10 protein-coding genes are annotated in these 12,362 nt (G+C 39.8%); 5 read left to right on the forward strand and 5 right to left on the reverse strand.

Features of this window, described 5'->3' with window-relative positions:
• Positions 1–181 precede the first annotated feature (181 nt).
• Complete coding sequence (locus M23134_RS23310; RefSeq protein ID WP_002700120.1) at positions 182–772, forward strand: Uma2 family endonuclease; 591 nt, start codon at positions 182–184, stop codon at positions 770–772.
• A gap of 7 nt (positions 773–779) precedes the next feature.
• On the opposite strand, the gene M23134_RS23315 is transcribed toward M23134_RS23310, so the two are convergent.
• Entirely contained in the window at positions 780–1,223 is a 444-nt protein-coding gene (locus tag M23134_RS23315; protein WP_157558614.1) for a hypothetical protein, read from the reverse strand.
• Between the two features lie 277 nt (positions 1,224–1,500).
• On the opposite strand from M23134_RS23315, the gene M23134_RS38755 reads away from it, so the two are divergent.
• The gene (locus M23134_RS38755) at positions 1,501–5,247 is read left to right on the forward strand and encodes a 7TM diverse intracellular signaling domain-containing protein (protein ID WP_002700125.1); all 3,747 of its coding nucleotides are present in this window, start codon (positions 1,501–1,503) and stop codon (positions 5,245–5,247) included.
• 30 nt (positions 5,248–5,277) lie between these two features.
• On the opposite strand, the gene M23134_RS23325 is transcribed toward M23134_RS38755, so the two are convergent.
• Positions 5,278–6,297, reverse strand: a complete 1,020-nt coding sequence (locus M23134_RS23325; RefSeq protein WP_002700127.1) for a helix-turn-helix domain-containing protein — start codon at positions 6,295–6,297, stop codon at positions 5,278–5,280.
• Between the two features lie 273 nt (positions 6,298–6,570).
• Between M23134_RS23325 and M23134_RS23330 the strand changes: the two genes are divergently transcribed.
• Positions 6,571–7,689: a hypothetical protein gene (locus M23134_RS23330; protein ID WP_157558615.1), complete on the forward strand. Its 1,119-nt coding sequence runs from the start codon at positions 6,571–6,573 to the stop codon at positions 7,687–7,689.
• Positions 7,690–7,755: 66 nt separating this feature from the next.
• On the opposite strand, the gene M23134_RS23335 is transcribed toward M23134_RS23330, so the two are convergent.
• Positions 7,756–8,337 carry a GNAT family N-acetyltransferase gene (locus M23134_RS23335; RefSeq protein ID WP_045114187.1) on the reverse strand — a complete coding sequence of 194 codons (582 nt, stop codon included), beginning with the start codon at positions 8,335–8,337 and terminating at the stop codon, positions 7,756–7,758.
• A gap of 243 nt (positions 8,338–8,580) precedes the next feature.
• Here M23134_RS23335 and M23134_RS23340 point away from each other — a divergent pair, with 243 nt between their 5' ends.
• A complete protein-coding gene (locus tag M23134_RS23340; RefSeq protein WP_002700131.1) occupies positions 8,581–8,802 on the forward strand; it encodes a hypothetical protein in 222 nt (73 codons plus the stop codon).
• A 140-nt stretch (positions 8,803–8,942) separates the two neighbouring features.
• Entirely contained in the window at positions 8,943–9,230 is a 288-nt protein-coding gene (locus tag M23134_RS23345; RefSeq protein ID WP_002700132.1) for a hypothetical protein, read from the forward strand.
• A 159-nt stretch (positions 9,231–9,389) separates the two neighbouring features.
• On the opposite strand, the gene dnaA is transcribed toward M23134_RS23345, so the two are convergent.
• On the reverse strand, positions 9,390–10,871 hold the full coding sequence (gene dnaA / locus M23134_RS23350) for a chromosomal replication initiator protein DnaA (protein ID WP_002700133.1): 1,482 nt from the start codon (positions 10,869–10,871) through the stop codon (positions 9,390–9,392).
• A gap of 350 nt (positions 10,872–11,221) precedes the next feature.
• The gene (locus tag M23134_RS23355) at positions 11,222–12,337 is read right to left on the reverse strand and encodes a fatty acid desaturase family protein (protein WP_002700136.1); all 1,116 of its coding nucleotides are present in this window, start codon (positions 12,335–12,337) and stop codon (positions 11,222–11,224) included.
• Positions 12,338–12,362 lie beyond the last annotated feature (25 nt).

Below are 12,362 nucleotides of genomic sequence, written 5' to 3' on the forward strand. Positions count from 1 at the left end.
ATATTGGTGCTATAAGCAAGAGCCACTGGCTCATATTATGATAGTTATACCTACAAAAACAGTAAAAAATGTGCGGTTTTAAAGCGCAGGTAGCATACCTTAATATTCAATCCATTTATTAAATAACCATCAGGTACATATCCAATATTTTTTGTAAATTGAACTTAAAAACAGACACATTATGGGAGAACCTAAGATTGAACGAACAGACTATACACTGGACGAATACACTGCCATAGAAACCAGCACCAACACTCGCCACGAATATTACAAAGGAGAAATATTTGCGATGGCAGGTACTACTGTGGCACATAATGAGATTACTTTTAATACTACGGCTGTATTAAAGCGAAAGAGCGACTGCAAAACCTTCATGGAAAACGTAAAACTGGAGGTAAACAAAGGAGTGTTTTATACTTATCCTGATGTAATGGTTACCTGCGACAAACGCGACCAGGAAGATACCCTTATTCAGCGTTATCCGGTATTTATTGCCGAAGTATTGTCTCAGTCGACCAGAGCGTATGACCGGGAGACCAAACTATGGAAATACAGACAAATTCCTTCTTTAATGCATTACCTGTTGGTAGACCAATATGCCCACAGTGCCGAGCTGTTTTCGCGCCAAACCCACGATGCGCAACTATGGATTTATCAGGCTTTTGCCGATTTGGAAGAAACCATCCATTTGTCTGCGTTGAATCTACAGTTCAAGTTAAGCGAGTTGTACGAGGGGGTTACCCTCACCGAAAAAAAGGAGAAAGCGTCATAGTTACTATTTACTTGCCAAGATTTTTGGTGCGCTTGCGCGAATAATGCTGAGGTCCTGCCTTCTCCAACAAGTTTCTAAACACCAGGGTATCTCGCGAAAGCTTTTCTATCAGGTTGATATACAAGCGGTCGCCCCCCTCATTATAAATCAGTAACGAGTCGGGGCGAATCTCATAGTCATACGTCAAAATAGTGTCGATATGCGTATAAAACTCTACCCTTTGTTTGTCTATAAACCTGATGGTGTGGTACAAGTCCCACTCGTTTAGGTACCACATGCCCATAATGTCAATTGCTTGCTTTTTGTAGTCGCTTACTCTTTTTTGCTGGCTTACCAGAGCGTTGCCTGCCGCCGGGTGATACTTTCGCTGTTGTTCGTCGATATCACCGCTACAGCCTGCTATGACGCTCATCAAAAAGCCTAAATAAATGCCTGTCACTAATTTTTTCATACCTAATGTTTTGAGTAATGATGTGCCAAAATTAAGGAGATTAATTGCATAAAAAAAATGATGCAACAAGCCATATTTTACCATCATTTGACAAACAACCACTGTTGACAAATATTATTAAGAATAGCCTGCATGATTTGTTATATTAGCATAAGTTATTGTATTGTTTGTGAGCCGTTGCAAGCCATATTTACTTTAGTTGAACTGTGATGACGAATACAGATAAAATTAATAAACAAAGTGGGTACTTTGCGGCTATAGAGCACCCCAATATAATATGATAAAAGGTATACAAAGAATCATTTTTTTGATGCATTTGCTGGGTTTTGTGCAGCCCGTATGTGCGCAGCAAACCATCGTAGTAAAAGATGCCCAAAAGTTATTACACGTAGGGAACAAAATTGAGGTATTGGCAGATAAAAGTGGCAAGCTTACCTTACAAGATGTACTCACTGCTGAGGTGCAAAAACGCTTTAAACCCCACAAACGACTGGTTTTTAGCCAGGCACCTTCTCACACTGCATATTGGCTTAGGTTTAAAGTCAAAAACGAAACAAATCGTGATATATGGTTTGCATTAGGAGACACTCGTAGCTGGTACCTTGATTTTTTTGCCCCCAATCCATCAGGGGCGTATGCTGATCCTGTATTGTTAGGAGTAATGCGCCCTCAGCCAACCGGAGCCCTTTTGGGGAAATACTATACCGTTCCTCTAAAAAGTGCCAGTTCAGACCCCAACGTGTATTATGTACGCATAGCCGGAGAGTTTGCCATCACCCATTTGTTTCAAATAGGCACTACTACAGCCATTACAAGGCAGTTTGGCATATACAATGCTATTTTGGCAGGCTTCATAGGGCTTATTGTGGCTATGGGAGTGTATAACCTGTTTTTGTTTTTTGCTACCAAAGACAAAATCTACCTCATATATGTGGGCTACCTTGTCATTGTATTTTTTAGCACTCCCTTCAACAATGGGCAAACCTTGTTTTTTGGCCAGTGGTTTTGGTCATACTTCACCGTTTGGCAATCCCTCTTGTTTTGGTTGGTTACCTTATTTGTAGACCGTTATTTGGACTTGGCAACGAATGCAGTAAATGTAAGACGTTGGCTCTGGTTGCTTACCTCAGTCCTTGGAGGGGTTTTTCCATTGCTTAATTTATCGGGCATAAGCTTGGTATACCTTATTTCGCCTTTGCAATTAATTACTCTGGTGTATACCTTCAGCTTGTTGGTTTGTGGGTTCTACCTTTTGTACAAAGGAGTACATACTGCTCGTTTTTATACCTTGGGTTGGAGCTCTGTAGTCATCAGTTCATTTGTTTACATGATGGCAAGAAATGGCATATTACCACTCAATGTATTTACCACTCAAGTATTGTATTTTGGCTTTGGTGCCGAGGCATTGTTGTTTTCGTTGGCGTTGGGCGACAGGCTCAATAGTTTAAAAAAAGAAAAAGAAAAAATACAAGCCCAAAATCTTCGGTTAATGACACGCCAAAAAGACGATTTGGAAAGTATGGTGCAGCAACGTACACAAGATATAGAATCCATGCACCAAAGGCTGAGTCTGGCGACCAAATCGGCAAGCATTGGGATTTGGGAGTATAACTACAACACCCAACGTATGACCTGGGATGAGCAAATGTACTTATTGTACGGAGATATTGAAAAGTCCTTTGGGGGAAGCATCAAAGAATGGTTGTATTATATCCGTCCTCAAGACATAACATTACTTAAAGCCGCGTTTAAACAGCTAAAAAAACGACACAAAGTATCTAATGTTGATTTTAGAATTGTGACCCCACAAAATGAAGAACGTTGGGTGTGCCTGTCAGCGATATTGCAACGAAACGAAAACGCTGACCTGAAAAATATTACAGGAACCATTCACGACATTACCAGTATAAAAAATGCCAACGAGCGACTGAAAGAAAACAACCTCTTACTGGATTCTATCAATTATATTCAAAAAGAATTTATAGCGAGCGAAAACCCTGAAACAGTATTCGATTTTTTGTTACATCAATTGCTGGACATTACAGGTAGTAAACAAGGATTGGTAGGAGAGGTAAAGCAAAAAGAGGCACAAAAACCCCATTTTACTGCCTTTGCTGCTACCAGCATTGGGCTGTCTGATCAGGCAAAAGCTCAAATTGATGCCTTGAAGTGTGCTGATCTATTACTAAATCAGGTATTGTCTGATGGCACTCCACTGATTATCAATGACCTGACAGCAGCCACCACCCAACTAGTGCAAACCGAAGATTGTACCTTGATTCATTCTTTTTTGGGCATTCCCTTATTTATGCATGATCAACTGATAGGTTTGGTGGTAGTGACAAACTGTGAGAGTGGCTACAGCCAGCAAACACTCCAAAAACTTGACCCCTTGCTTTCTACTACTTCAAGGCTGTTGTCTGCTTATCGTAAAGAGCAAGAAAGATTGGCGCTCATGAAGGCGTTGCAAAAAACCACCCTGGAGGCACAGCAGGCAAGTGTTGCCAAATCAGAGTTTTTGGCCAACATGAGTCACGAGATCAGAACCCCTTTGAATGGTGTAGTGGGTTTTGTAGACTTATTGCTACAAACCAACCTTGATGCCACACAGAAACAATACCTTGACATTGTGTCGCAATCGGGCAATACCTTGTTGGAAATTATCAACGATATCTTAGACTTTTCTAAAATTGAAGCCGGAAAAATGGAGTTATTGCCTGTAAAGGTAGACCTGGCCCAGATGTGTGATGGCTTGAGGGATTTGATGATTTATCAAACCAAACAAAAAGGGTTAGAAATGATTTTGAGCCTGGCAGGTGACTTGCCTCAATATGCCTGGTTTGACGAAATGCGCCTTAAGCAAGTCTTGACCAACTTACTGTCTAATGCAGTAAAGTTTACTTCAAAAGGAACCATTGAGTTTAAAGTAACTATGCTGCAAAAAGAGAGTAATCAGAAGGCTTTACTGCGGTTTTTGGTCAAAGATACCGGAGTAGGCATCCTGCCTGAAAACCAGCAAAAGATTTTTGAAGCCTTTTTGCAAGAAGATACCTCTACAACCAAACGATTTGGTGGTACTGGTCTAGGCTTGAGTATATCTAATCGGCTACTGGCTTTAATGGACAGTCGTTTATGCCTGGAAAGTACCCATGGCAAAGGTAGTACTTTTTATTTTGATATCTGGGTCAATTGTGTGTTTGAAGAGCATAACGACTGGAGCAGGCTCGATGCCATTAAACAAGTATTGGTGATACACCACCACCCGGTACAAAGTGCACGGATTGAGGCAATACTTAAAGAAAAAGGCATACAGGTGACTCAAGCAATGCATGGTATTAGTGGCATCGAGTTGTTGCAGGCAAACCCGTATTTTCAGGCAGTGTTCATAGCCGAGGAGATGCCTTTTATGGATGGTATGCAAACTGCCCAAGAAATAAGGCAAACCCTGGGGTTGAGCAATTTGCCCTTGGTATTACTAAATAGCTCTAACTCAGGTAGTAGTCAAGCAGAAGGCTTGGCGCTTTACCAACAGTGGATAGGAACAACACCCCAACCATCTCAGTTATATAAGGTTTTGTCAAAAATAACCGAAGGCCTCGCTGAAACAGCATCGACAAACGAACCAAAGAAAGACCAGGCAGGCAGTGTATTGCAAAAGGTGTTGATTGTAGAAGATAATGAAGTAAATATGCTTTTAATGAATGAAATAATAGCCAAGCTACTTCCTTCGGCTAAAATACTGATGGCGCATAGCGGCGAAGAAGCATTGGCTATATACCAGACCGCATTGCCTGAAACAATACTGATGGATGTGCAAATGCCCGGCATGAACGGTTATGAAACTACCCGGCAAATAAGGAAAATAGAGCAAACACTTGGGCAGCAAAGATCAAAAATTGTAGCGGTGACTGCGGGTGCGCTCAAAGAAGAAAAAGCCCTTTGCATAGAGGCTGGCATGGACGAATTTGTAACCAAACCCATCAACAAAAGCGATATACAGCACATTTTTACAGATCAGGCATAAAAGCTTCCTAAAAGTATCACAGATTATAAACTACCCTTCTTTTACCTTTGCCAGCAGTTGTGCCACATTTTTTTGTATGCCCTTAAAAAACTGATAACGTTGTTTTTCTGAGACCCCACTTATCAAAATAGATTTACTAATGAGATTGGCCATCCAAGCTTCGGTTTCGTTGCAAAACCGGGTGTTGGTAGTATACATATAATTAAATGTTTGGTGGCGCAAATAATTTACTTTGGTGCTACCCACCTGTACCAATATATTGTTATTGCCTATTTGAATTTCGCTGTGATACAGCAAAAAATTTTCTTTTTCGTCTCTCCTGTTGTTTGCAGGGTTTGCCAAATTTTTGTTACGTTGTTTTGCCATTTTCTGAATACTGTTGAGCATTTCGGCGAGTTGCTCTACCACCAATACGGCATCGTCTTGTTGCTCAAACAAACCTGCTTCCCAGTAATAGTCTATCTGCTTGATGGTACTATTGGCAGACTCTTCGGTCCATATCTCTATAGATGGAATGTCACAATATACATCATACACCTGCTTGCCCAGCGCTATCAACTCTGCAGGAATAACAGAAGGAGTAAAGGACTTGCCCTCAAGCGTAGGTAAGTTAGACACAGAGTTGAGCCAGTAAAAAAACTTAAAAGCAGCTTGTTCGGGATAGTTAAAGTGATGAAAGAGCGGAACATCCGCCGCCGCGTAAATTACTTGATTAGGGTGGGCACTTCTGATTTTCTGTAAATCGGCAAGCAACTTAGTCAAATACTCCTTAAAACTTTCGGTGTGGTCGCTTACCAGTTTATAGTTAAAAGTAACACCATCGGTTTGGTCAGCGCCCAACAAACCCAGGGGTATTTTATAATGTTGACAAAGCCTTACTACTTCGTCCATGCTCACGGCAGTTTCTCCCCGTATTCTGCGGTAAGCGCTGTCTGTACTTATCTGGAGCAAATCTGCCAACTCATCTACCAGCGAATAGTTTGATGGAATGATTGCTTTCAACTTCTGTAAAAAACGTTGTTGAATCACATGATTACTTTTTGATGACATATTGTTTTAGTAAAAATAGATGTTCCTGTGTAGCTCCAAAAAAAGGAAATAACCAAAAATAGACGTAGTATATATTGCAATTTATAATAATACACGAATAAACTTTGCAAAAAGTGCAAATTCTTTATCAACCTGTAGGGTGCTTGGTTATTATTTGGTAAATTGCATTTTGTTCGTAATATTGTATGGTAAATAGCCGTTTCAGTCCCTTCGTATCATAGTGTATCTTTGTATTGTTAAAATTTAACAATTAATCTGTATTAAACGAGCATTATGAAAAAGGGAACAATAATACGAATGTTTGTATGGGCATTGGCAACCATTTGTATGATAAGTACTGCGGCAAAAGCACAAACTCCGCAACCAAAGCTCACTGTTTTGAACATTGCTGTCGAAGGCTTACACTTGTCGCCCAAACAAGCCGGCAACATGGTGAGGCGCGAATTAGCCAAAATAGCTAAATATGAGGTGCTCGACAAATACGATGTAATGTACCTCATCAACAAACACGGGTTGAAAATAGACAACTGCTACGGTAAAATTTGTTTGCTGGATGTGGCAAAAGTAATCGGCTCTGATAAAATGCTGACCGGAAGCATCGAGCGCTTTCAGAAAACCATTACCATTACTTTACGGTTAATAGACGTAAAGAGTAAATCTGTAGAAAAAGTAGAAATCAAAGAGTTTCTACACTTGCCTGAGCACCTTAAGACAATGGTGACCCTCTCGATACGTAAAATTTTTGGGTTGCCCAACAACAAAGAAGTGGTAGCGTCATTGAGTGAGCGCAATAAAATGGAAAACGCCATCAATACACCTGCTGCTGATATGTTAAAACTGGGAGGACCACGCATGGGTTTTACTATGTTTACTGGAGACCTTGCCAATCAATTGGCACAACCGGAATACGAAGGAGGCTATGACGCCATCCCACTCATGTTTCAGTTTGGTTACCAGTTCGAAACCAAGTACCTCAACGAAGGTAACTTTCAGGCACTGGTAGAATTTATTCCAATGGTCACGGGCATTGACCAAGGCTTGTTTATTCCAAGCTTGACTATATTAAATGGGCTACGGAGCAACAAAAGCGGGTGGGAGTTTGCTTTTGGTCCTACGATTAGTCTTACGCAACAGGCAGAAGGGTATTACCAAAACGGTGCTTGGGTAAAGCTCAACGACACCGACGATCGAACTCAAATTAACCAAAACATTGTCACCCGTTTAGACAGTCGCGGAGAGTATCAAATCAACACTGGATTTGTATTTGCTTTTGGCAAAACTTTGCGTTCGGGTAAGCTCAACATTCCGATAAATGCCTATGTAGTGCCCCACAGAGAGGGTATACGACTGGGTGTATCGTTTGGCTTCAATTCGCGTAAAAACAAGTATTAACGACTTTCTAAATGGCTTCAAATGATAAGTCACAAGTATATTTTGATTTACACTAGACTATTATTATTAAAGTTCAAGGACCATTATTTCAGTAGAAGGAGAGCACTGAAGCAAAGCACGATCCCGCAGGTTGCTGGTACTCGTACAAACTCTGGGGCATTTTCCAATACTTTTAAACCCTATGTTTTTTAACGATATTACTCTTCTTGCAAAGGCAAACCCTATTACAAACTTACAACCTTGTGCTTTAGCTTCATTCACTTCTGCAATGTCTAGCAGGTGCGACAAACCTTGACCACGGTGCTGAGGGTGTACTACCATTCTGCTTATATAAGCAAAAGGTACTGAGGGTAACAATGATAAATATTGGCGACAGTCTTTGTAGTATGTCAAATCTTCTACTTGATGGAGGATAGTAACCCTAGTAGCAGCAATAAGTTTGCTTACCCCTTTGTCTGCGCTCATTACTCCAATGTGTATAGAGTGATTGTCAAACTTATCGCCCCAATCTTTAGGGTTTGTAATATTTTTGAATGTTGGATTGATGGTATACCACGCACACATTCTCAAATTGAGTATTTCCGACAAAGGAAAATGCTGGTTTAAAACAATGGCCTCTTTGGGTAACGCAAGGGATTGCATATTCATAATAAAGATGAAATTAGATTCAGAAAGAATTATATACGTAGAGACATCTGTAGTTTGTTGAATAATTTTTACGGGTATTGATAGGGGTTAATACTTGTTTTTATGGGGCAAGGTAAGAGCACAGCGAGCTGTAGCCTCGGTTCATTCAACAGTGTTCACCTTTGGTTCGGTTTAACGCATCTGAGCACAAAACTCGTCGAAAATTTAAACAAGCTCTAAATCAACCTTAAATAATATTATACTATGACCAATTTAGCATTTAAGTTAACCGAAGGAGAGATGTTTCAGGCTTTCCTTCCTGCCATACTTATTGTACTTGCCTCGGTAGCCCTTTTGCTGGCGATCAGGTATTATGATAAAAACAAAAAAAGTAAAATTAAAGTAACATCACAGGATGTTCCAAAAGCTGAGGTAAAACAAGCCAAAGAGGTACCCGAAATGGTACCTGAAGAAGAGATAGCCTAAAGTGTATGGGCAAATTTTCGTGGTCTGTGGTCAGTCAAGTAGAGAAGTGCCTCAAACATTATTGAGGAGAAATAAGTTAAGAAGGTCTATTTCTTAACGGCATCAAAGTTATTTTTTAAAGCTAATTAATAAGGATCATCATGGATATTCAACAAAGAACACAAGAAGGATTTTATGCATTGTTGCACCAAAGAGTACAAGCCTATTTTACCAGAAACATGGGCGCTCAATCGGCATATACCGACATATTGGCGATTTTGAAAACTACTGCTCAAGAGTGTAACTATGACTATGGCGATATGAATGTCTTGGGGGCTTTCAAAGCCTATATACAACCTAAAGACCCGAAAGAAAATAAGAATAATATAGCCCCCATCAAGCCTCAAGTGTCCAGCACACTGGCGTTTGACCGCAAAAAGGTGGTGTAGTTTCTTATATACAACTAAACAACTACTGATTTTTACATTATATTGGTTTTTGACAGCAACAGTCTATAAAATCCGCAAATGGAAGCATAACCATTTACTTTTGGTGCTAAACGGCACTAAAGGTAAATGGTTTTTTGTTGGGCTGCTGTGGGTACAATACTATTTGCTAAATTTTTTTCTGAGATCGTCTATATACATTTTGAGTTCTTTCTTTTCCGACATCATATCATTCACGGTCTGTATCGCATGAATCACTGTGCTATGGTCGCGCCCCCCAAAATGATATCCTATAGATTTGAGCGAAAAACCGGTATATTCTTTAGCAAAATACATGGCAATTTGCCGGGCAATCACAATTTCTTTTTTGCGGGTTTTCGACTTGAGCATTTCTACGCTTACGCCAAAATAATCTCCCACATACTTTTGTACCTCATCTATGTTTATCTCGCTGCTGTCTACTGGCTGCACAATCTGTTGCACAGTTTGTTTGGCAAGCTCCATAGTAATTGGACTTTGGTTGAGTGATGCCTTGGCTATAATTGATACAATGGCACCTTCGAGTTCACGCACGTTGCTGTCTATGCTATGGGCGAGGTATTCCACCACTTTGCCCGAAATCTCAATATTTTTGTTGTCTTCGCTTTGCAATATTTTATGAATAATCGCAATGCGAGTCTCCAGGTCGGGTTGCTTCAAGTCGGCAGTAAGCCCCCATTTAAAACGAGAAAGTAAGCGTTCTTGCAAACCTTTCAGTTCTTTGGGTGGGCAATCACTTGTCATAATGATTTGTTTGCCTGACTGGTGTAAGTGATTGAAAATATTAAAGAATATTTCCTGGGTTTTTTCTTTGCCCGACAGAAACTGTACATCATCTATAGCCAATACATCGGCTTGCATATAATAATCGGTAAAGCTTTGCAAGTCGTTGTTTTTAAGGGCTTCTATAAATTGATTGGTAAAACGGTCGGATGACACGTAGAGTATCTTTTTTTGCCCGTTTTCCTGTACATAGTTGCCAATGGCTTGTACAAGGTGGGTTTTGCCCAAACCTACTCCGCCATACAGCATTAAAGGATTGAACGAAGTAACTCCAGGTTTTTGGGCTACTGCCAACCCTGCCGAACGTGCCAAGCGGTTACAGTCGCCTTCTATAAAACTCTCAAAAGTATATCGGGGATTTATCTGAAAGGTTTGATTAAACTGAGATGTTTTTTTGGGTGTATTCGGTGAGTTGTTTACGTTGTTGTAATTATTATTACTGTAGTTTTTTTGTTGTGCAGGCGCGCTATTTTGCGGCTTTGTATGATTGTCGTTGTTTTGGACAAACTGTGGAGAGTTATGATTGGGCAGGTAAGGCTTTTCCTGTTTCTCCATGATAATGGTGTACTCAAGTCGTCCTTCTGTGCCTAATGATGCATCAATTGCTTTGCGGAGCAAATGTACATAGTGCTCCTCTAACCACTCATAAAAAAAACGACTGGGAACCTGAATAGTTAATACCTTGTCTACCAGTTTCAGTGGTTTTATGGGGTCAAACCAGGTAGTATATGTTTGCTCAGCAATCTGAGTACGAATTACCTTTAGACAATTTTCCCATACAGTATAACAATCTTTTTGCACCGAAATAGAATCGTTTTCCATTAAAAAGTATATTCCTGACCCCGTTTAGGGTTAATAAAGTAGTGAAAAAATATATAAATGAAAAATTTAAAGTAGTATTTACTTAAATTTTTAACCAACCAGAAGGTTTACATTGAGGGGCAAGATTTTGTGTAGCCTGTGTTTGTTGAAATGCCTCAAGGTTTTAACGAAAGTTGGTTGTTGTTTATTCCAAATCAACCCCCAAAACCTAAGCATTGTATATAGCAAATGTAGGAGCATATAAATACGCCTTGGGCTTACAAATATACGAAAATGAGAAGTTAGCAAACAAACCTGACAAATGTTTATTAATGAAAAATGTACTGAAATGGCTTGTTTGCTAACAAATACTATTTGGCGGTTTCGCCGATTGCATACTCTAAAGGTGTGTATTCTTCTGATTGTCCCATTTTTTTAAGGAAACGTACATGTGAAACAAGCGCACTAAAGAATGTTTTATTTTGCAAATATGGTAATCCAAACTCGCGCGCAGTTTGTTCTACTATGGGCGAAATTTCTTTGTAATGGACGCTGCAAATGTTGGGAAAAAGGTGGTGCTCTACCTGAAGATTGAGTCCTCCGGTTAAAAACAAAGCCAATTCACTTCCTTTCGAGAAATTTGCCGTAGTGTACAATTGGTGTACAGCCCAGGAGTTTTCAAGGCTGCCTTCTACCGAAGGTTCTGGAAAATGGGTTTGTTCTACTACGTGTGCCAACATAAAAATAAGTGCCAGAGTCATTCCCGCAAAAAAGTGCATAATCAGAAATCCGGCAATGATTAATCCAACCGAGTCTTTCATCACCATTAAAGGAACCGCTAAGAAGAAAAAATAGTTGATAAGCTTGTAAAAAAACAAGTAAAAATACTCTTTACGAGGGTGATTTGCCCCATTAAAGTTTCCTACTTCATTTTTAAAAAACTTTACATAGTCTTTAATCAACACCCAAGAGAGGGTAGCAAGCCCGTAAAACGGAATAATGTAAATGTATTGGTAACGGTGAATTTTTCGTAATTTTTGCGTAGGCGATAGTCTGATAATGGGCACCGACTCTATGTCTTCGTCATACCCATCTACATTGGTGTAAGTATGGTGAGCCGCATTGTGCATCTTTGTCCACATGTAGGCGCTTGCCCCATTAAAATTAAAGGTATGAGATAATAATTGATTTACCCATTTTTTAGACGAGTAGGCTCCGTGGATGGCGTCGTGCCCTACATTGACACAAATAAAAGCAATGGAAAAGCCCAGTGTAATCCAAAAAAATATGTTGGTTTCAAAAGTATTGTTTCCTAAAACCAGCATAAGGTAAGAACCGATCCAGGTAGTCAAGAAAAATAAGGTTTTAAAAATCATCTTTCCATTGGCATACTTCGATCGATTGTTCGTAACAAAGTAGTCGTCTACTCTGCGTCGCAATTCTTTGACAAACTCTATCTGTGCCGTGTTATTAAAAGATAGTTTCATTCCCTAGTGATTTAATTAAAAAAAT

Source organism: Microscilla marina ATCC 23134 (genome assembly GCF_000169175.1).
Classification (GTDB): Bacteria; Bacteroidota; Bacteroidia; order Cytophagales; family Microscillaceae; genus Microscilla; species Microscilla marina.